The sequence below is a fragment of the Streptomyces sp. NBC_01549 genome, from assembly GCF_026339955.1.
Taxonomy (GTDB): Bacteria; Actinomycetota; Actinomycetes; order Streptomycetales; family Streptomycetaceae; genus Streptomyces.
The window spans coordinates 872,433-892,339 of sequence record NZ_JAPEPW010000002.1; the positions used below are offsets into that span (position 1 = coordinate 872,433).

The 19,907-nt window shown below is 70.6% G+C and carries 22 protein-coding genes; 10 read left to right on the plus strand and 12 right to left on the minus strand.

What is annotated here, in order from left to right; translation table 11 throughout:
• The first annotated feature begins 315 nt into the window (after nt 1-315).
• Both OG819_RS38710 and OG819_RS38715 read left to right on the plus strand, forming a co-directional pair.
• Nucleotides 316-1,029 carry a phosphatase PAP2 family protein gene (locus tag OG819_RS38710; protein WP_323138206.1) on the plus strand — a complete coding sequence of 238 codons (714 nt, stop codon included), beginning with the start codon at nt 316-318 and terminating at the stop codon, nt 1,027-1,029.
• Between the two features lie 81 nt (nt 1,030-1,110).
• The gene (locus OG819_RS38715) at nt 1,111-1,821 is read left to right on the plus strand and encodes a dienelactone hydrolase family protein (protein WP_266653778.1); all 711 of its coding nucleotides are present in this window, start codon (nt 1,111-1,113) and stop codon (nt 1,819-1,821) included.
• 54 nt (nt 1,822-1,875) lie between these two features.
• On the opposite strand, the gene OG819_RS38720 is transcribed toward OG819_RS38715, so the two are convergent.
• The 4 genes from OG819_RS38720 to OG819_RS38735 form a co-directional block, all read right to left on the minus strand.
• Nucleotides 1,876-2,781, minus strand: coding sequence for an aldo/keto reductase (locus OG819_RS38720; protein ID WP_266653780.1), 906 nt, complete (start codon nt 2,779-2,781; stop codon nt 1,876-1,878).
• A gap of 54 nt (nt 2,782-2,835) precedes the next feature.
• Nucleotides 2,836-3,726 (minus strand): glycoside hydrolase family 19 protein, encoded by an 891-nt coding sequence (locus OG819_RS38725; protein WP_266653782.1) that lies wholly within the window; start codon nt 3,724-3,726, stop codon nt 2,836-2,838.
• 256 nt (nt 3,727-3,982) lie between these two features.
• A complete protein-coding gene (locus OG819_RS38730; protein WP_266653784.1) occupies nt 3,983-5,305 on the minus strand; it encodes an aldehyde dehydrogenase family protein in 1,323 nt (440 codons plus the stop codon).
• 149 nt (nt 5,306-5,454) lie between these two features.
• Nucleotides 5,455-5,901: a MarR family winged helix-turn-helix transcriptional regulator gene (locus tag OG819_RS38735; RefSeq protein ID WP_266632930.1), complete on the minus strand. Its 447-nt coding sequence runs from the start codon at nt 5,899-5,901 to the stop codon at nt 5,455-5,457.
• 78 nt (nt 5,902-5,979) lie between these two features.
• Here OG819_RS38735 and OG819_RS38740 point away from each other — a divergent pair, with 78 nt between their 5' ends.
• The 6 genes from OG819_RS38740 (at nt 5,980) to urtE (ending at nt 12,303) form a co-directional block, all read left to right on the plus strand.
• The gene (locus OG819_RS38740; RefSeq protein ID WP_266632929.1) at nt 5,980-7,092 is read left to right on the plus strand and encodes a substrate-binding domain-containing protein; all 1,113 of its coding nucleotides are present in this window, start codon (nt 5,980-5,982) and stop codon (nt 7,090-7,092) included.
• Between the two features lie 382 nt (nt 7,093-7,474).
• Entirely contained in the window at nt 7,475-8,695 is a 1,221-nt protein-coding gene (gene urtA / locus OG819_RS38745) for an urea ABC transporter substrate-binding protein (protein ID WP_266632928.1), read from the plus strand.
• Nucleotides 8,696-8,779: 84 nt separating this feature from the next.
• A complete protein-coding gene (urtB, locus tag OG819_RS38750) occupies nt 8,780-9,676 on the plus strand; it encodes an urea ABC transporter permease subunit UrtB (RefSeq protein WP_266425181.1) in 897 nt (298 codons plus the stop codon).
• Nucleotides 9,673-10,788, plus strand: a complete 1,116-nt coding sequence (gene urtC / locus OG819_RS38755) for an urea ABC transporter permease subunit UrtC (protein ID WP_266653786.1) — start codon at nt 9,673-9,675, stop codon at nt 10,786-10,788. Before urtB ends, urtC begins: the two co-directional genes overlap by 4 nt.
• Complete coding sequence (gene urtD, locus OG819_RS38760; protein WP_266632926.1) at nt 10,785-11,606, plus strand: urea ABC transporter ATP-binding protein UrtD; 822 nt, start codon at nt 10,785-10,787, stop codon at nt 11,604-11,606. Before urtC ends, urtD begins: the two co-directional genes overlap by 4 nt.
• A 4-nt stretch (nt 11,607-11,610) precedes the next feature.
• Nucleotides 11,611-12,303 carry an urea ABC transporter ATP-binding subunit UrtE gene (urtE, locus tag OG819_RS38765; RefSeq protein ID WP_266653788.1) on the plus strand — a complete coding sequence of 231 codons (693 nt, stop codon included), beginning with the start codon at nt 11,611-11,613 and terminating at the stop codon, nt 12,301-12,303.
• A gap of 61 nt (nt 12,304-12,364) precedes the next feature.
• On the opposite strand, the gene OG819_RS38770 is transcribed toward urtE, so the two are convergent.
• Both OG819_RS38770 and OG819_RS38775 read right to left on the minus strand, forming a co-directional pair.
• Nucleotides 12,365-13,555: an RNA polymerase sigma factor gene (locus OG819_RS38770; protein ID WP_266653790.1), complete on the minus strand. Its 1,191-nt coding sequence runs from the start codon at nt 13,553-13,555 to the stop codon at nt 12,365-12,367.
• Nucleotides 13,552-13,908, minus strand: a complete 357-nt coding sequence (locus OG819_RS38775; RefSeq protein ID WP_266589165.1) for a YciI family protein — start codon at nt 13,906-13,908, stop codon at nt 13,552-13,554. The genes OG819_RS38770 and OG819_RS38775 overlap by 4 nt, the downstream gene beginning before the upstream one ends.
• A 118-nt stretch (nt 13,909-14,026) precedes the next feature.
• Here OG819_RS38775 and OG819_RS38780 point away from each other — a divergent pair, with 118 nt between their 5' ends.
• The gene (locus tag OG819_RS38780) at nt 14,027-15,082 is read left to right on the plus strand and encodes an acyl-CoA dehydrogenase family protein (RefSeq protein WP_266632924.1); all 1,056 of its coding nucleotides are present in this window, start codon (nt 14,027-14,029) and stop codon (nt 15,080-15,082) included.
• On the opposite strand, the gene OG819_RS38785 is transcribed toward OG819_RS38780, so the two are convergent.
• The 5 genes from OG819_RS38785 to OG819_RS59200 form a co-directional block, all read right to left on the minus strand.
• On the minus strand, nt 15,072-16,214 hold the full coding sequence (locus OG819_RS38785; protein WP_266653792.1) for an LLM class flavin-dependent oxidoreductase: 1,143 nt from the start codon (nt 16,212-16,214) through the stop codon (nt 15,072-15,074). The two genes, OG819_RS38780 and OG819_RS38785, sit on opposite strands and share 11 nt — an antisense overlap.
• Before the next feature lie 42 nt (nt 16,215-16,256).
• Nucleotides 16,257-17,441, minus strand: a complete 1,185-nt coding sequence (locus OG819_RS38790; RefSeq protein ID WP_266653794.1) for an SfnB family sulfur acquisition oxidoreductase — start codon at nt 17,439-17,441, stop codon at nt 16,257-16,259.
• Between the two features lie 4 nt (nt 17,442-17,445).
• Nucleotides 17,446-18,000 carry an NADPH-dependent FMN reductase gene (ssuE, locus tag OG819_RS38795; protein WP_266632922.1) on the minus strand — a complete coding sequence of 185 codons (555 nt, stop codon included), beginning with the start codon at nt 17,998-18,000 and terminating at the stop codon, nt 17,446-17,448.
• 46 nt (nt 18,001-18,046) lie between these two features.
• Nucleotides 18,047-18,211, minus strand: coding sequence for a hypothetical protein (locus OG819_RS38800; protein WP_266655623.1), 165 nt, complete (start codon nt 18,209-18,211; stop codon nt 18,047-18,049).
• 243 nt (nt 18,212-18,454) lie between these two features.
• Complete coding sequence (locus tag OG819_RS59200; protein ID WP_351305882.1) at nt 18,455-18,538, minus strand: putative leader peptide; 84 nt, start codon at nt 18,536-18,538, stop codon at nt 18,455-18,457.
• Nucleotides 18,539-18,675: 137 nt separating this feature from the next.
• Here OG819_RS59200 and OG819_RS38805 point away from each other — a divergent pair, with 137 nt between their 5' ends.
• Nucleotides 18,676-19,602 (plus strand): LysR family transcriptional regulator, encoded by a 927-nt coding sequence (locus OG819_RS38805; protein ID WP_266653796.1) that lies wholly within the window; start codon nt 18,676-18,678, stop codon nt 19,600-19,602.
• 10 nt (nt 19,603-19,612) lie between these two features.
• Here the strand turns inward: OG819_RS38805 and OG819_RS38810 are convergent, their stop codons facing one another.
• The gene (locus OG819_RS38810) at nt 19,613-19,780 is read right to left on the minus strand and encodes a hypothetical protein (RefSeq protein WP_165854173.1); all 168 of its coding nucleotides are present in this window, start codon (nt 19,778-19,780) and stop codon (nt 19,613-19,615) included.
• Nucleotides 19,781-19,907: the final 127 nt, after the last annotated feature.

Genomic DNA, 19,907 nt, shown 5'->3' on the forward strand with positions numbered 1-19,907 from the left:
GGCGCCGGGTCGCAGGGCGCGGCGAGGTGCGGGACGCTGGGCACGCCGGCCAGGACCGCACGGGCCGGGTCCGCGCCGGGACCGGATCGCACCCGGTCGACGTTCATCTTTCACGTCCGCAGCGGGAACGATCTCCGCCCGGCAATCGTCTACATTTCTGTAGACCGTCTACAGAAATGTAGTCACTGCGGATGCCGTCTTCCGTCGCGCCCGCACGCCATGAGGAAAGGGGCCTTCGTCGATGTCCGCAGCCCTGCGCACCGCGCTGACGTACGTGGCCGATGTTCCCCGGGCCCTGTCGTGAAGCGCGCGGACGTGAGCGACCTCGCGGGATCGACCGCGGTCGGCAGCCTGGTGGCCTTCGTGCTGCTGACGCTGATCGTGACCGGTCAGGACGGCGCCCCGCTCTTCGGTGACCAGGACCTCCACGCCTGGTCGGCGCACCACCGCCCGCCCGTCGCGCTCGCCCTGGCCCGCGGGCTGACCTACACGGGCACGGGCGTCCTGCCGTATGCGATGGTCGCGCTGGCGGGCGTCGTCCTCGGTCGCACCGCGCGGCAGCGGACGCTCTTCGCCCTGGGCTGCGTCGGCTGTCTCGCCGCCGCCCAGGCCGTACGGTACGGCGTGATGTCCCTGGTCGCCCGCCCCCGCCCCGCGACGCTGGAGTGGGCCACGCGGGCTTCCGGCTGGTCCTTCCCGTCGGGCCACACCACCACGTCCGCCATCGCCGGCGGACTGCTCGTCCTCGCGGTGCTCGCGCGGGCGCCACGCGGCGGCCGGGCTCTCGCGGCGCTCCTCGCGTGCTGGGCCGTCCTGGTCGGACTCACCAGGGTCTACCTGGGCGTTCACTGGTTCTCCGACGTGCTCGGCGGCTGGCTGTTCGCCCTGTGCTGGCTGAGCCTCGGCGTCTACACCCTCGCCCGCATCGCCCCGCGGACGTTCTCCTCCCTACAGCCTGCCGCAGAAGGTGGCCGCAGGGCGCGTCGTGCGGACCGTGCTGAAGCGGGGCGCCCACCCATGACATCGTGAAGATCGACTCGGGTCGGCCCCCGCCGCCCCCCTACCAAGCGCTGCCCCCTGGCGAGCGCTGCCCCACAGGAGTTGAGTGCGATGTCCGAGCTGTCGAAGCCGACCGGAGCCCCCGCCCATCAGAACGTGACCTTCCCCAGCGCCGGGACCACGGCCCACGGCTATCTGACGCTGCCTCCGTCCGGCCAGGGGCCCGGGGTGATCGTCATCCAGGAGTGGTGGGGTCTGACCGACCACATCGCGCAGGTGGCGGACCGACTGGCCGCCGAGGGCTTCGTGGCCCTCGCGCCCGACCTGTACGGCGGCAATGTCGCCCATGACAGCGGCGAGGCCTTCCGGATGATGAAGGAGCTGCCTGTGTCGCGCGGCGTCGAGCTGCTCTCCGGTGCGGTCGACCATCTGCTCGGGCTGCCCGAGGTCACCTCGGACACGGTGGGCGCGGTCGGCTTCTGCATGGGCGGCGGCTTCGTCCTCTACCTGGCCGCGGCCGACCCCCGGGTCAGCGCGGCGGTGCCGTTCTACGGCGTGATCCAGGGCAAAATGCCTGACTTCTCCCACCTGAAGGCGCAGATCCAGGGTCACTACGGCGAACTCGACACGAGCATCCCGAAGGAGAACCTGGAGCAGCTGAGCAAGGCGATCCAGCAGCAGGCCGGCATCGTCGCGGACTTCCGTCTCTACCCTGCCGGCCACGCCTTCTTCAACGACGGCCGACCGGAGACGCACCACCCCAAGTCGGCCGCGCGGGCATGGGAGAGCACCGTGGGCTTCCTGCACGAGCGTCTCGGCTGAGCACGTCACCCGGGGCGGCCCGACGAGGACCGCCCCGGGTGACGGACCCCACGGTCACTCGCCCGGCTGATGGAGCGCGTCGAGGCGGGCCATCTCGTCGTCGGTGAGCCGCAGCGCGCCCGCGGCGACGTTCTCGACGAGATGGTCCGGACTGCCGGTGCCGGGGATGGCCAGCACGTGCGGGCCCTGCCGCAGGGTCCACGCGAGCCGTACCTGCGCGGGCGTCACGCCGTGCGCACGCGCCACGGCGAGCACCTCGTCGCCGTCGGTGCCGCTCGGCCCCTGCGCGCCGCCCTTGCCCGCGATCGCGAAGAACGGCACGAACGCGACGCCCGTTTCCCCGCACCTACGCAGCAGTTCGTCGGTCTCCGCGCTCGGGGAGTCGAGCCCGTACTGGTTCTGCACGCTCACCACCGGTGCGATGGCCTGCGCCTCCGCGAGGTGCCGGGGTGTGACGCTGGAGACGCCGAGGTGCCGCACCAGCCCCGCCTCGCGCAGCTCGGCCAGTGCGCCGAAGTGCTCGGCGATCGAGTCCTGCCCCGTCCGCCGCAGGTACACGAGGTCGAGGTGGTCGCGGCCCAACTGCCGCAGGTTCTCCTCGACATGGGCGCGGAGCTGGTCCGGCCGGGCCGGGGTGCCCCACTCCCCCTCGTAGTCCCGGAACGGCCCGACCTTGGATGCGATGACCAGGTCGTCCGCGTACGGGGCCAGCGCGCTGCTGATCAGCTCGTTCGCGGAGCGCAGCGACGAGAAGTAGAACGCGGCGGTGTCGATGTGGTTGACACCCAGTTCGATCGCGCGGCGCAGCACGGCGATCGACCGGTCCCGGCCGCTCGGAGTGCCGAGGTGGAAGGCCGCGCTGCCCGTCAGCCGCATCGCGCCGAAGCCGATGCGGCGGACGGGGAGATCTCCGAGTGTCCAGGTGCCCGCCGCTGCCGCGGTGATCGTTTCCGAGGTCATCGCGGCAGTTTCGCACACCTTTTCCGGGCCCGGGCGCCTGCTGTCGGCAGCCGATCAGCAGTAGAGGTTGCCGCCGGCCGAGGTCCCGAGGATCTGCACGAACCGCTGGTAGGCGTCCACCCTGCTCTGCACCTGCGCCGGGTTCTTGCCGTCGCATTCCAGGGAGCCGTTGATGCTGCGGATGGTCTGGCCGAATCCCGCGCTGTTGACCATGGCGTTGTGGCCCGTCATGCTGCCGGGCCCCGTCTGGGTGTTCCAGTACCAGAGGCCGGTCTTCCAGGCCACGGCGGCGTCGTTCTGCACCAGGTAGGGGTTGTTGAGGAGGTCGATGCCGAGCGCGTCACCCGCGGCCTTGTAGTTGAAGTTCCAGCTGAGCTGGATCGGGCCTCGGCCGTAGTAGGCCGACTGTCCGGCCGGGCAGCCGTAGGGCTGGCTCCAGTCGCAGTAGTGGGGGTAGTTGGCGGTGTTCTGCTCCACCACGTAGACCAGGCCGCCGGTCTCGTGGCTGACGTTGGCCAGGAAGGCCGCGGCCTCCTGCTTCTTCACGGTGTCGCTGCCCGTGTTGGCGAAGGCCGGATAGGCGCTCATCGCCGCCCGCAGACCGCTGTAGGTGTAGAAGGAACTCCGGTTCGGGAACATCTGGTTGAACTGCGCCTCGCTCACCACGAAGCCGTCGGAGGGAGGCGTGGAACCTCCGTCGCAGGCGTAGGGGTCCCAGTACCAGGTGCTGATGGTGGGGTCGTAGCCCGGGTTGTCGTGCTCGGCGATGTAGGTCTTCCCGTCGGTGTAGCGGACGACGTCACCGGTGACGTACGACCTCCCGGCCGCCCAGTTCGGATAGCTCGAACAGGCGGCGGCGGAGGCCCCCGAGGCCGGTAGCAGCACCGGGGTGGCGGACGCGAGGGCGAGGGCGGTGAGGACTGCGGAGATACGGCGCCTCGACACAGGTCAACTCCTTTGCGGGACACGGCCGCTCCCGGACAAGGGCAGCGCGGGGCGGAGCCTTGTGCGCACGTGCCGGCGGAGCCGGCCACGGCGTCGGGGGCGGCCGTGGTGGGGGGTGTGGAGCCACACTCAACCGCTTTGGTATGTACCAGTCAAGGGTGTAGACCAGTCAGATCTGACAAGGTTGGCAGAGAGGGTCGCACGACGGTGTCCCGGCAGATCCTCGACGATCTGACGGGACACCGTCGGGGCCGCGTCAGCCCAGCGGCTTCTCCAGCACCGCCTTGCGGTGGCTGAACGTCTCGATGGAGTAGCGGCCGTGGTAGCTGCCCATGCCGCTCTCGCCGACCCCGCCGAACGGCAGGTCGGAGACGGTCAGATGGGCGAGCGGCAGGCCGAAGCCGAGGCCTCCGGAGGACGTCTCCCCGGCAAACCGCTCCCGGGTGGTGTCCGACTCGGTGAAGACGTACAGCGCCAGGGGCTTGTCGCGGTCGTTGATGAAGTCGACGGCCTCGTCCAGCCCCGCCACCGTGACGATCGGCAGGATCGGCCCGAAGATCTCCTCCTGCATCACGGGCGCCTTGGGGTCGACGTCGGCGAGGACGGTGGGCGCGAGGTACTTGGTGGCCCGGTCGCCGGTGCCGCCGACAACGGTGCGGCCGGAGTCGAGCAGCGAGCTGAGCCGGTCGAAGTGCCGCTCGTTGACGATCCGCCCGTACTCGCCCGACCGCTGCGGATCGGCACCGAACAGGGCCTCGACGGCGCGGGCGAGCTCGGGCTCCAGCGCGCGGGCGGTCTCCGGGTCGGTGAGGACGTAGTCCGGTGCGACGCAGGTCTGCCCGGCGTTGAGGAACTTGCCGCGGGCGAGCCGGTCCGCGACGACGGACAGGTCGGCGTCACGGTCGACGAACGCCGGGGACTTGCCGCCCAGTTCGAGAGCGACGGGGGTGAGGTGCTCGGCGGCGGCCCGCATCACGATCCGGCCGACCGCGCCGTTGCCGGTGTAGAAGATGTGGTCGAAACGCTCCGCGAGCAGCGAGGTGGTCTCCGGAACGGCGCCCTCGACGACGGCGACCGCGTCGGTGTCGAGGTAGCGCGGCAGCAGCCGGGCGACGGCCGCGGAGGTGGCGGGGGCGAGCTCGCTGGGCTTGACGACCACCGTGTTGCCCGCGGCCAGCGCGCCAAGCATCGGCGTCAGCAGGAGCTGCACCGGATAGTTCCAGGGGGCGATGACCAGGACGACGCCCAGCGGGTCGAATCGCGTCCAGGCCGTGGCGTCGGCGCCGAGGTGCGCGGGGACCGGGGCGGACTCGGGACGCAGCCACTCCTCGAGGTGGTCGAGGGTGTGGTCGATCTCGCGCACGGTGAAGTCGATCTCGGTGCGGAAGGCCTCGGTGGAGCTCTTGCCGAGGTCCGCGTGGAGGGCTTCCGCGAGCTCGGCGCCGTGCGTGGTGAGCAGCTCGCGCAGTCGGCGCAGTTGGCTGGTGCGCCACGCGAGGGGCTTGGTGCGGCCGGAGCGGAAGGTGGCGCGCAGCCGGGCCACGAGGTCGGCGGGCTGCTCAGGGGTGCGGTCGTTCACGGTGCCTCGCTGATCGGTGCGGACCTGGCGGCCCGCGGGTGGTCGTCTTGAGCCGGCAGGCTCGGTGTAAACACCAACCTTTCATGCAGCCAAATAAATTCCCGATACACGGAGAAAACGTACCGTGATCGTCGCGTCACGCGAAGGCGTCAGAGGGCGGGCTCCGCGGGAGCTGCGTCGAGCGTGTCCACCAGGCGCTCCAGCAGGCCCCGCAGTAGCTCGTCCTCGCCGTCGCTCAGGACCGGGCACCGCGCGCGGACCTCGCGGTCGAGACGGCGCCAGTACGTCTGGCCGCGGGGGGTGAGATGGGCGAGGATGCGCCGCCGGTCCAGGGGGTCGACGCGGCGGTGGACGAGGTTCTGGTCGACGAGCTGGTCCACGAGCTTGGTGAGCGTCGCGGGCGGCAGGAAGGCGGCTTCGGCGACCGCGGTCATGTGATGGCCCTCACCGTCGGAGAGCAGGACGAGCACCCGCCAGGCGTCGAGCGAGCAGCCGTCCTCGTCCAGGACGGCCTCGAGGCGGCGCGCGGCCAGCCGTTCGGCCCGCGTCAAGAGCCGCATCAGGTCCTGGGGCTGACGCGCGGATCGGCTGGCCATCCTGCTCCTTGGTCACGGCGTGCGTACATCGTATGAGACGGACTGGAGTTCACCGCGGGGACCCGAAATCATGACGCCATGTTCGGGAGCGCTCCCCCTCCGCTCGACTGGTTCACGGCCGACGACACCGTGCTCGGTGTGGCGCTCGTCTTCCCGCTCCAGGGGTCGGCTGGCATCTTCGGGCCCACCTGCGAGCTGTGCGCGCGGCTGGCCACGGAGGAGGTCAATCGCGCGGGCGGCGTCCTGGGCAAGGAACTGCGGCTGCTGCCCGTGGACGGCGGCGCCCCGCCGGGTGTCGTCGCCGACCACGTCGAGGCCCTGGTGGACCTGGGAGTCGTGCAGGGCGTCACGGGCTGGCACATCTCCTCGGTGCGGCAGGCGCTGGCGCCGAGGATCGCGCACCGGGTGCCGTACGTCTACACCGCCCTGTACGAGGGCGGCGAGCACACCGCGGGGGTGTTCCTCACCAGCGAGACACCGCGCGATCAACTCCGGCCCGCGATGGGACTGCTGGCGCACGAGCGCGGGGTGCGGCGCTGGTTCGTCGTCGGCAACGACTACATATGGCCGCGCCGTACGGCCCGTGCGGCGCTCGGGTACGCCCGCGAGTCCGGGGCCGCGGTCTGCGGGCAGTCCTATCTGCCGCTCGGCACCCACGACTTCGACGGCGTGCTGCGGCGCATCGAGCGGTCGGAGGCGGACGCCGTCCTGATGCTGTTGGTGGGCAGTGACGCGGTGCGCTTCAACCGGGCGTTCGCCGCGGCCGGACTGGATGAGCGGTGTCTGCGGCTGAGCACGCTGATGGACGAGAACATGCTGATGGCCAGCGGTCCGAGCACCACCTCGGACCTCTTCAGCACGGCGGGCTTCTTCGCCTCGCTCGCGAATCAGGACACCCTCGACTTCCATGGCCGGTACGCCGGGAGGTACGGCGTCGAGGCACCGGCGCTCGGAAGCCTCGGCGAATCCTGTTACGAGGGTGTCCTGTTGCTCGCCGCACTCATCGCCCGGGCCGGTTCGCTCGACGTGTCGGCGATCGGAGCGGCGGCCGACACCGTGTCGTACGAGGGGCCGCGCGGACTGCTCCACCTACGCGGCAGCCATGTACGACAGCGGATCTATCTGGCGCGGGCCGAGGGCGTCGACTTCGACGTGGTGGCCGAACTCGATCTTCACGGATCCCGCCCTTGACATGTCCGCACCCGCACCAAGATACTTCCTACAGGAAGTAATGAGAATGCTCGGGCGATCTGTGAATTCATACATCGAATTCAGCCCCGGGCATTTTTTGTTGCCCGGAGAGAGCGGGAAGATACAGCCGGGAAAGTCTGGGGAAACGCCCTGGAAACAGGGCGACTTGAGGCTGTGACCGCACTTCAGGAACCAGTCGGCACACCATCAGCGGAAAGCTGGAGACTCGCACGCCATCACCGCCCCTGAAGGGCTGTCTCTTTCTTTTCGGCTGTCCCCTCATGGGACTTAGGGGGTTCTTTTGTCCAGCGTTTCCAGGCTTCCCAGGGTTTCCCCGGTTTCCAGCGCTTCCCGGGTTTCCAGCACCTCCAGGCGTCGGTTCGTGGCCGGCACCGCGGCGCTCGCCGCGGTCGTCGCGCTCTCCGCGTGCGGCGCGAAGACCGACTCCGGCGGTGCGTCCGACAAGGCGGCGCAGGCCGACACCAGCGGTGACACGGTCAAGGTCGGACTCCTCAACTCGCTCTCCGGCACCATGGCGATCAGCGAGGTGACCGTACGCGATTCGCTGAAGCTGGCGATCGACGAGATCAACGCCTCCGGCGGAGTGCTCGGCAAGAAGATCAAGCCGATCAGCGAGGACGGCGCCTCCGACTGGCCGACCTTCGCCGAGAAGGCGAGCAAGCTCATCAAGGAGGACCGGGTCGCGGCCACGTTCGGCTGCTGGACATCGGCGAGCCGCAAGGCCGTCAAGCCGGTCTTCGAGAAGAACAAGTCGCTGCTGTTCTACCCCGTGCAGTACGAGGGCCTGGAGGAGTCCCCCTACATCTTCTACACCGGCGCGACCACCAACCAGCAGATCGTCCCCGCGCTCGACTACCTCAAGTCACAGGGCAAGAAGAAGATCTACCTCGTCGGCAGCGACTACGTCTTCCCGCGCACCGCCAACAAGGAGATCAAGGCGTACGCGAAGGCCAACGGCATGACCGTGCTCGGCGAGGACTACGCGCCGCTGGGCTCAACGGAGTTCAGCACGATCGTCAACAAGGTGAAGGCGTCGAAGGCGGACGCGGTCTTCAACACCCTCAACGGCGACTCGAACGTGGCCTTCTTCAAGGAGTACAAGTCCGCGGGCCTGACCGCCACCAGCATGCCGGTGGTCTCGGTGTCGATCGCCGAGGAGGAGGTCAAGTCGATCGGATCACAGTACCTGGCGGGTCAGTTGACGGCCTGGAACTACTACCAGACGACCCCCGGCGCGGCGAACGGCAAGTTCGTGAAGGCGTACAAGGCCGAGTACGGCCAGGACAAGCCGACCAGTGACCCGATGGAGGCCGCGTACACCTCGGTCTACCTGTGGAAGGCGATGGTCGAGAAGGCGAAGTCCTTCGACCCGGAGAAGGTCAAGGCGGCCTCCGACGGCATCACCTTCGAAGCGCCCGAGGGCAAGGTCACGGTCGACGGCGCCAGCCAGCACATCTACAAGACCGCCCGCATCGGCAAGGTCGGCACCGACGGGCTGATCCAGGAAGTGTGGAACTCGGGCAAGCCGATCAAGCCGGACCCGTTCCTCAAGGGCTACTCCTGGGCCTCCGGCCTCTCCTGACCGCCCGTCATACGGGGGCCTCGGCCACCACGGACCTCGTCCATGACGAGAGGCCCCCGTGTCCCGTCTCCCCGGAGCCGCCCCATGACCGTGATCCTCGGGCAGATGTTCACCGGTGTCAGCATCGGTGCCGTCCTGCTGCTCATCGCGCTCGGCCTGTCGCTCACCTTCGGCCAGATGAACGTCATCAACATGGCCCACGGCGAGTTCATCATGGCCGGCGCCTACACCACGTACGTCCTCCAGAAGTCCATCACCGGCGCGGGCCTCTCACTGATCGTCGCGCTGCCCGTCGCCTTCCTCGTCTCGGGCGCCCTGGGCGCACTGCTCGAATGGCTGCTCATCCGCCGGCTCTATCTGCGTCCCCTGGACACCCTGCTGGTCACCTGGGGTGTCTCGCTGATGCTCCAGCAGCTCGCCCGGGACATCTTCGGCGCGCCCAATGTGCAGACCCGCGCGCCGGACGTCCTCACGGGGAACATCACCGTCATCGGCGGTGATGATCCGCTCACCTTCGCGAGCAGCCGTCTGTTCATCCTGGGACTGGCGATCGCGGCGGTGGTCGCACTGTCGCTCACGCTGCGGCTGACCCCGCTGGGGCGGCGCATCCGCGCCGTCGTGCAGAACCGGGACCTCGCCGAGGTGTCCGGCATCTCCACCGGCCGCGTCGACCGCACCGCGTTCTTCATCGGTTCCGGCCTGGCCGGGATCGCCGGGGTCGCGCTGACACTCGTCGGTCCGATCGGGCCCACGATGGGCACCAACGTCATCATCGACGCCTTCCTCGTGATCGTGGTCGGCGGCATCGGACAGCTCAAGGGCAGCGTCATCGTCGCCTTCGTGCTGGGAGTGCTGCAGTCCGTGCTGGAGTACTCGACCACGGTCAGCGTCGCGAAGGTGCTGGTCCTCGTGGCCATCGTCGCGTTCCTGCAGTGGCGGCCCCAGGGCCTGTACACCGTGCGGACGAGGAGTCTCGTATGACGACCACCACTCCTGCGGCTCCGCCGGTGCAGCAACTACCGGCCAAGAACGGCCGGTTGACCGCCCTACGCCCCGCGGCCGGTTTCGCCGCGGCCGTCGTCGTGCTGTTCGCCGTGGCTCCGCTCGCGCTCTCCGACTTCCGCCTCGGGTTGCTCGCCAAGTACCTGTGCACCGCGATCGTCGCGGTCGGCATCTGCCTGGCCTGGGGGCGCGGCGGACTGCTGACGCTCGGGCAGGGCGTGTTCTTCGGGCTCGGCGGCTACGCCATGGCGATGCATCTGAAGATCGCGGACGCCGGCCCCGGTCAGGTCCCCGACTTCATGCAGCTGTACGGTACCGCGACCGAACTCCCGTGGTGGTGGCGGCCGTTCGCCAACCCGGTCTTCGCGCTCGCCGCTACCGTTCTGCTGCCGATGGCCGTCGCGGCGATCCTCGGCTCGTTCATCTTCCGCCGCCGGGTCAAGGGCGCGTACTTCGCGATCCTCAGCCAGGCCCTCGCCGCGGCCTTCGCGATCTGGCTGGTCGGCCAGCAGGCCACCACCGGTGGCACCAACGGACTCACCGACATCCAGGGCTTCTTCGGCTACGACCTCGACGACCCGGTCAACCAGCGGATGGTGTACTTCGTCATCGCGGCCGTCCTGCTGCTCCTGATCGCCCTGGCCCGCCAGCTCATCCACAGCCGGTACGGCGAACTCCTGGTCGCCGTAAGGGACTCGGAGGAGCGGGTGCGCTTCCTCGGGTACGACCCGGCGAACGTGAAGCTCGTGGCGTACGTCGTCGCGGCGGGCACGGCCGGACTCGCGGGCGCGCTGTTCGTGCCCGCGGTGGGCATCATCTCCCCCGCGCTGATCGGGATCGTGCCGTCCATCGAACTCGTCATCGGCGCCGCGGTCGGCGGCCGGGCGAGCCTGGTGGGCGCGGTGCTCGGCGCGATCGCGGTCGCCTGGGCCAAGACCGCGCTGTCCGAGGAGTTCCCCGCGGCCTGGACCTACTTCCAGGGACTGCTGTTCATCGTAGCCCTGGCCTTCCTGCCGGGCGGCCTCGCCTCACTGGTGGGGATCGTCCGGCGGCGCAGGGCGAGCAGGGCGTCGGAGGGAGAAGCGGCATGACGGATCCGTCGACCACCGAGCCCGGGCCGGGGACCAGGCTCTCCGGCCTGGAGATACGGGGACTGCGCGTGTCCTTCGACGGTTTCACGGCCGTCGACGGAGTGGACCTCGACGTCCGCCCCGGCGATCTGCGCTTCCTCATCGGACCGAACGGCGCGGGCAAGACGACCCTCGTCGACGCCGTCACCGGCCTCGTGAAGGCGGAGGGGTCGGTGCGCTTCGCGGGCGAGGACCTCCTCGGCCGCAGTGTGCACCGGATCGCCCGCTCGGGAATCGGCCGCACCTTCCAGACGGCCACCGTCTTCGAGGAGTTGACGGTCCTGCAGAACCTGGACATCGCGGCGGGCGCGGGCCGCGGCATGCTCACCATGCTGCGGCGCCGCAAGGGTGTGCCGCAGGCCGTGGCGCGCGCCCTGGAGACGGTGGGCCTGACGGACGTCACCGACAGCCTCGCCGGGACCCTCGCGCACGGCCGGAAACAGTGGCTGGAGATCGGCATGCTGCTCGTCCAGGACGTCCGGCTGCTGTTGCTCGACGAGCCCGTGGCCGGCATGAGTCACGACGAACGGCAGGCCACTGGCGAGCTGTTGCGGCGCATCAGCCAGGAGCGGACGGTGGTCGTCATCGAGCACGACATGGACTTCATGCGCTCCTTCGCGCGCAGCGTCAGCGTGCTGCACGCGGGCAGGGTGCTCAGCGAGGGGACGGTGGCCGAGGTACAGGCGGATCCCAAGGTGCAGGAGGTCTACCTCGGGCACGCGGCCACCGGGGACGCCACGACGAGGATGCCCGAACCGACCGCCGTACAGGAGGCCTGACGTGATGCTGGAGATCGACGACGTACGTGTCGGCTACCACCGCGGTACCGTCCTGCACGGCGTCCGCGTCGAGGTCCCGCGCGACGGCGTGGCGGCCGTGCTCGGACACAACGGCGCGGGCAAGAGCACCCTGCTGCGCGCCGCCGTCGGACTGCTCACCCCGCAGAGCGGCCACGTCCGTCTCGACGGCGAGGACATCACCCGCCGCAAGCCGCACGAGCGGGTGGCGCGCGGCATGGCGTACGTCCCCCAGGGCCAGCAGGCCTTCCCGCACCTCACGACCGCCGAGAACCTCCAGCTGGTCGCGGACGGGCGCAGGCGCGGCAAGGCGGCGATCGCCGAGGCACTGGACCTGTTCCCGGCGCTGCGGACCCTGTCGAACCGTCGGGCCGGGCTGCTCTCGGGCGGCCAGCGGCAGCAACTCTCCATCGCCCGCGCCCTGGTGACAGAGCCCCGGATCCTTCTCCTCGACGAACCCACGGAGGGCATCCAGCCGTCCGTCGTCGCCGAGATCGAGGAGACGATCCTCGCCCTGGCCGCCCGTGGCGGGCTGTCGGTCCTGCTGGTCGAGCAGCACGTCGGCTTCGCGATGCGGGCGGCGCAGCGGTACTACGTCCTGGAGGCGGGCCGGGTCACCTCCTCCGGCGAGGGCGGGCAGGAGGCCGAGCGGTCGGTACGGGAGGCGCTCAGCGTGTGAGCGCGGCGTCTCCCGGCTCGTACGGGCGTGCGGCTCAGCCGGGCCCGCGCGGTGCTCGGCTTCACAGGAGTGCCGCGCGGGCCCGGTCGAGGTAGGCGCGCTCCGGTGCGCTGTCGGTCAGCGCGATGGCCGCCTCGTACGCCCGTACGGCCTCGACGGTCCGGCCGAGGCGGCGCAGCAGATCCGCTCGTACGGCGTGGAAGGCGTGGTAGCCGTCCAGGTCGAGCGCGTCGACGAGGGCGAGCGCCTGCTCCGGGCCGTCGACCTCGGCGACGGCGACGGCCCGGTTGAGGGCGACCACCGGGCTCGGGGCGAGCGCGGCCAGCTGGTCGTAGAGCTGGAGGATCTGGCCCCAGTCCGTGGCGGCCGCGGTCGGGGCGTCGCTGTGCACGGCGTTGATCGCGGCCTGGATCTGGTAGGGGCCCGGCCGCTCGCGGCACAGACAGCGGCGCACGAGGGTCTGTCCCTCGGTGATGAGATCGCGGTCCCACCGGGAGCGGTCCTGGTCGGGGAGGAGGACCAGGTCGCCGTCCGGTGTGGTGCGGGCCGGCCGGCGCGACTCGACAAGGAGCATCAGCGCGAGCAGGCCGAGCGCCTCCGGCTCGTCCGGCATCAGCTCGACGAGGAGTCGCCCGAGCCGGACGGCCTCCGCGCACAGGTCCGCCCGGCCGCCGTACCCCTCGTTGAAGATGAGGTAGACGACCGCGAGCACTCCCTTGACGCGGTCCGGGAGGTCGGCGTCGCGCGGGATGCGGTATGGGATGCGGGCGTCGCGGATCTTGGCCTTGGCCCTGACCAGGCGCTGCGCCATCGTGGGCTCGGGGACGAGGAAGGCGCGGGCAATCTGCGGGGTGGTGAGGCCGCCGAGCAGGCGCAGGGTGAGCGCGACCTGGGCCTGCGTGGCGAGCGCGGGATGACAGCAGGTGAAGATCAGGCGGAGCCGGTCGTCGCGCACGGGGCCCTCCTCGGCCGGTTCGTCCCGCGCGTAGAGCCGGTCGGCCTCGGCGTGCCGGGCCTCGCGCGTGGACTCGCGGCGCAACCGGTCGACGGCGCGGTTGCGTGCGGTGGTGATGATCCACCCGGCCGGGCTGGGCGGTATGCCCGACTCCGGCCACTTCAGCAGAGCGGTGGTGAAGGCGTCCTGGACCACTTCCTCGGCGAGGTCGATGTCGCCGAGGAAGCGGACGAGGACGGCGACCGCGCGGCCGTATTCGGCGCGGAACACGGCCTCGATGTCGGCCTTCGCGGTCATCCGTCCTCGGCTTCGCCCATGAAGGGCCGCACCTCGATGGGGAGCGTGGTCGCCACCGTCGCCTTGCGGCCCCATTCCAGCGCCGCGTCGAGGTCGGGAGCCTTGATCAGGCAGATCCCGCCCAGGTACTCCTTGCTCTCGGTGTACGGGCCGTCGGTGACGAGCACGTCGCCGTCCTTGGCGCGTACCACGGTGGCCGTCTCCGGTCCGTGCAGTCCCCCGGCGAACACCCACGCCCCGGCCTCGCGCAGCTCCGCGTGGAAGACGTCGAGATTGTGCATGATCTCCTTCAGGATCTCGGGCGCGGGCGGCTCGCCGGACGGCTGCATGACGCTCAGCAGGTAGTACTTCATGATGTGTGCTCCTCGGCCGTGTCGTTCTCGGCTCGTTCTCGGGTGGTCCTGCACTGACTACACGAACGGGAGACGGCCGGATCGACACACGACACGACGACGGCGGGAGATTTCTTCGATGACCACCGCACCGCATCCGCTCGTCACTGCGGCCAGACGGCTGGCGGCCGAGGTGCTGGCCCCGCGGGCGGAGCGCGTGGACCAGGAGGGCGTGCCGGCCGCCAGCATCGAGGCGGTCAAGCGGTCGGGGCTGCTCGGGGTGAGCGCGCCGGTGTCCTACGGCGGGTCGGCCGCGCCCGCCGCGGTGGTCCGGGAGACCGCCGAGATCCTGGCCGGGGCGTGCTGTTCGACCTGGTTCGTGCAGACCCAGCACCACACTCCGGTGATGACTCTGGCGAAGGGCGAACCCGCGGTGCGGGAGCGGTTGTTGGGCCCACTCGCGCGGGGGGAGCTGCTGTCCGGGGTCGCGTACGCGCAGCTGCGGGCCTACCCGCGGATCCCCGTCCGGGTCACCCGCGCGCGTGGCGGCTGGCGCTTCGACGGGACGGTCCCTTGGTACACGGGCTGGGGGCTGAACGACGTGATGCTGCTGGCCGGGGTGACGGACGCGGACGAGGCGCTGTTCGCGTTCACCGAGGCGCGTGAGCAGCCCGGACTGCGCCCTTCGCCGCCGATGCGGCTGGCGGCGCTCACCGCCTCGCGCACGGTGTCCCTGGAGCTGGACGGGCTGTGGCTCCCGGACGAGGCCGTGGCCCTGCGCACGCCGTACGAGTCCTGGGCGGTCACCGACCGCCCCAAGAACACCAACGCCTCACCGGCTGTCTTCGGGGTCACCGCGTCGGCGCTCGACCTGCTGGAGGGCGATCCCGCGGGGAAGGTGACCGGGCAGGTGCTCCGCGCCCGCCTCGACGAGGTCAGGCGACAGGCGTACGAGCTCGCCGACCACCCGGTGCCCACCGAGCGGATCGAGGAGCGGCTGACGGTCAAGACGCGGGCGTACGACCTCATGCGCGCCGCGACGACCGCGGCGGTCGTGGCCGGTGGCGGGCGCGCGATGGACCTGGGCAGCCCGGCGCAGCGGCTGGCACGCGAGGGGATGTTCCTGCTGGTGCAGGGGCAGACCGCCCAGGTGCGCGCCGCGCACCTCGGTGCGCTCGGATCGCTCAGCTCGTGAACGGCACCTGCGCGGCGGGGGCGGGCGTCGGTGCGAAGGGGTGCCGCCACAGTCCCTGCGCGGCCAGGCGCGGCAGGACACCCTCGCCGAACCAGTACGCCTCCTCCAGGTGCGGGTAGCCGGAGAGGACGAACTCGTCGATGCCGAGGGCGTGGTACTCCTTGATCCGCTCGGCGACCTCGTCATGGCTGCCGACCAGGGCGGTGCCCGCGCCGCCGCGGACGAGGCCGATGCCGGCCCACAGGTTGGGGTGGATCTCCAGGTCCTCGCGGTTGCCGCCGTGGAGGGCGAGCATGCGCTGCTGGCCCTCCGACTCGCTGCGGGCGAGGCCCGCCTGGACGGACTTCACGGTGTCCGGGTCGAAGCCGTCCAGGAGCTTGTGGGCCTCGGCCCAGGCCTGCTCGGCGGTGTCGCGCGTGATGACGTGCAGCCGGATGCCGAAGCGGACGGAGCGTCCTTCCTTCGCCGCCAGCCCGCGTACCCAGGCGATCTTCTCGGCGACCTGGGCGGGCGGTTCGCCCCAGGTGAGATAGACGTCGACGTGGCGGGCGGCGATCTCGCCCGCGATGGGCGAGGAGCCGCCGAAATAGACCTCGGGGACCGGGTCAGGGACCCGGGCCAGCCTGGCGTCCTCGACCTGGAGGTGCTCACCGGACAGGTCGACGGTCTTGCCCTCCCACAAGTCCCGCACGATCTGGAGGAATTCACCCGTACGACGGTAGCGCGCGTCCTTGTCGAGGAAGTCGCCGTAGGCACGCTGCTCGTGGCTCTCGCCCCCCGTGACCACGTTGAGGAGCAGCCGGCCGCCGGTCTGCCGCTGGAAGGTGGACGCCATCTGCGCGGCGAGCGTGGGTGAGACGAAGCCGGGACGGAAGGCGACCAGGAACTTCAGCCGTTCGGTGTGCTGACTGACCATCGCGGTGGTCAGCCAGGCGTCCTCGCACCAGGCGCCGGTGGGCGTGAGCGCGCCGACGAAGCCCAGGTCCTCGGCGGCGCGGGCGATCTGGCTCAGATAGGCGACCGTCGGCGGCCGGTCCCGGCCGGAGGCGGTGGCGGGGGTGCCGTGACCGCCGCCGACGACGTGGCGGCTGTCGCCGTTGGTGGGCAGGAACCAGTGGAAGGTGAGGGACACGGCGGCGTTCTCCGATCGTGGGGGCGGATGAGCGAGTGGGAGTTACAGCAGGCCGTGGCGAGGTGGCTTGATACCGCCCAGTACGTATCGGCCGATGTGCTGGATCTTCCAGCGGGCCGGGTCGTGCAGGGTGTGGGTGCGGGCGTCGCACCAATGCCGGTGCAGATTGAGGGAGTTCAGGGCCGAACGGGTGCCGGACAGCTCGAAGAGGGCGCCCGCCACCTCCACGGCGGTGGCGGAGGTGTGCACCTTCGCTGCGGCCACCGCGATGGACGCCTCGGCCGCCGAGTCCTCGGTCAGCTCGTCGCGGGCCGCGTCGACCGTGCGTGCCGCGACGCCGAGCGGCGCCTCGGACGCCCGGACCTGGACGGCGAGTTCGCCGAAGCGCTGGATGAGGAGCGGGTCCTCGGCCGCCGTGTCGAAGCCGCTCTCGAACCAGGGCCTGCTCTTGGTGCGAACGAACTCGGCGGCCTCGGCCAGTGCGCCCGCGGCGATCCCGGCGTCGATGGCGGCGTGCAGCAACTTGGCCATCGCCCCATGGAGTTGAGGGCCCTGGAAGGTGAGGTGGTGCGGGACGACACGGTCGGCGGGCACGCGTACGGCGTCGAGTCGGACGGTGCCGCTGGCCGTCGTACGCTGGCCCATGCCGTCCCAGTCGTCGACGACCGTGACCCCGGGGGCGTCGCGGGGGACGTAGGCGACGTGCGGGTTGTCGTCGACGGCGCGGGCGAGGACGGGGATCCAGTCGGCGAAGAGGGCGCCGGTGGAGTAGTGCTTGACGCCGGTGAGGACGCACGAGCCGTCGGGCCCGGGGTCGAGGCGGGTACGGATGTCCTGGATGTGTCGGGTGCCCGCCTCCGACTGGGCGTTGCCGAAGCGGCGCCCGGCCAGTACCTCGCCGAAGAAGAAGGCCTGCTGCTCCGGGGTGCCCTGGCGGCGCAGCACGTTCACGTACACGAAGTGGTTCTGCGGGATCTGGGCGATGCTGGCGTCGGCCGAGGCCAGCAGCCGGAAGATCTCCGCGAGGGTTTCCTGCCGTACGTCCGCCCCGCCGTGCTCGGCCGGCACGGTGACGGCGAGCAGCCCGGAGGCGGAGAGCCGATCCAACTCCGCACGAGGAAGGCGCCGTTCGGAGTCCCGTGCCGAGGCACCGACGCGGAACTCCTCGGCGAGCGCGGCGGCGACGGCCAGGGCCTCGACGTCGTCGGCGATCACTTTGGCGGTCACGGTGTCAGCCCGCCGCGGCCAGCAGGGGCGTACGGCCGAGGGCCGCCGAGAACTGGTCGACCACCTGTGTAAGAGCCTCGGCCGTGGCCGGGGCGACGGTGATGCCGCCATCCTCGCCCGTGGTGATGTCCTTGTCGAGGGTGAACCAGCCCTGGACGATGTGCGCGGCGCCCATGGAGTTGAGAACCGGGCGCAGGGCGTAGTCGAGGGCGAGGACATGCGCGGTGCTGCCGCCGGTGACGAGTGGCAGCACGGTCTTCCCGGTGAGGGCGTACTGCGGGAGCAGGTCGAGCAGGGCCTTGAGGACGCCGGAGTAGGCGGCCTTGTAGACGGGGGTGCCGATGACCACGCCCTCGGCGCGGGCGAAGAGTTCGGTCGCCTCGACGATGGCGGGGTGCTCGAAGTCGGCGCCGAGCAGGGCCTCGGCGGGGATCGTGCGGACGTCGAGCGGGATCACCTCGTGTCCCTGCGCGGCCAGCCGGGTGTCCAGATGACGCAGGAGCTTCGCGGTGCGGGAGGAGACGGACGGACTGCCGGAGACGGAAAGGACGGTGGCCATGGGGTCCTCTTTCGGGAGCGGGAGCGAGAGCGGAGGTCGGGGGGATTCAGCCGTGCACGGACTCGGGCTCGGGCTCGGCCCCGGTGTCCGGCGCTCGTGCTTCCCGTTCACGCGGCCCCCCGTCGGTACGCCGCTCGATCTTGCTGGTGACCTGGCCACCACTGACATAGGGAACCCAGTGGGCGAATTTCACGTGTTCCACGGGATCCATGGGATCCATGGGATCCATGGGATCCACGGGTTTCACGGGTTTCACGGGTTTCACGGGATCCGCGGGTTTAACGGGCGCTGCGGACATGCGGAACTCCTGTTGCGAATTTCGGGTACGCCGAATTCACGTGGTGCGTTCAGGGCGGCGCGCGGGATCGCGGAATTCAGGCGGTGCTGTGAGAACGCCGCACACGGCTGTGCGACGACAGCGCTGGGGCCAAGGGGGTGCGGCGGATCCGGGGACTCAGGCCGCGGTGCAACAGGAGGCACTGGAGACGCGCGCGAGATCGACGTGGCGTCGCCGCGTGAGGTCCAGTCGCATCATCATGCCGTCGATCGTGGCAGCCGGCCGTGCGGGCAGTCAAGGAAAACCCGACCGGTCTCGTATCGCGGACCACCGAATTTCACGAACGTGTGACAGGGAAACCCTTGAACGGGCCGTGGAATAGGCCCCATTCTGCTGCCGTGCGGACAGAGCAACTGGAATACATCGCGGCGGTCACCCGGCTCGGCTCGCTGCGCCGGGCCGCCGAGGAACTCCACCTCTCCCAACCGGCGTTGAGCGAGACCGTACGGAACCTGGAGCGCGAACTCGGCGTCGATCTGCTGGAGCGCAAGCGGTCCGGCGCACGGATGAGCGCCGAGGGGCGGGAGCTGCTGCCCCACATCATCAATGTGCTGGACGCGGTGGACCGGCTGCGCGGCGCGGCCGGGGAGCAGCACCGCATCAGCCGAATGGTCCGCGTCGGCACGGTGAACGCGGCGACGGTGCCGCTGCTCATCCCGACGGTCCGGGAGTTCCGCGCGGCGCATCCGCTGACGCAGGTGGAGGTGGTCGGCGCCCAGCAGACGGAGATCCACCGGGCCCTGTCGGAAGGCAGCCTCGACCTGGGCCTGGTGAACCACCTCGACGGTGACGACCTACCCGCCGACTTCGAGACCACCGAACTGCTGCGTGGCCGCCCCGTGTTGTGCCTGCGTCCGGACAGCCCGCTGGCCTCACTGGACGCGGTGTCGGCGACCGACCTACTGGACGGACGCGAGCCGCTGATCGCCATGCGGTCCGGGTACGTCATGCACCGCTATCTCCACCGGCTCCTGGAGGGCCGCCGCCCGGCCCTCTCGTACACGACCGACGGCGCCGAGATGGGCAAGCTCATGGTCGCCGAGGGGCTGGGGGCGACGGTCCTGCCCGATTTCAGTGTCATCGGGGATCCCCTCGAGCGGTGCGGCGCGATCACCCACCGGCCGCTCACGGACGACACGACACGGGTCCTGCTGATGCTGCGGCGCCGCCGGGCGGACTCGGTGCCTCGTGCCGCTCACGACCTGCACGAGGCGTTCGTGCGCAGGGCGGCGGAGCTCGGCGGCCGCCTGTCGGATCGGCCCTGACCGGGATCGTTCAGTCCTCGTCGCCGACCGGCACCACCACGAGGAAGGCGTCCGACTTCAGGTCCATCACCACCGTCGCGGGCTGACCCTCGGTGCGGCGCCGTGCCGCGTACTCCTCCGCCGTCCAGGATCCGCGCGGGCCTCCCGCGGGAAACCGCTCCAACACCTTCGTGCCCATCACGGCAGACACCTCCAGCTGACCTCGGACTCTCCTGTTGTCCCGCCTGCCCGCGATTCACCCGGACATGTCCGCAAGGACTCCGCCAGGCGCATCCGACCGCCGTATTCGCGTGGAAGAGATGAGG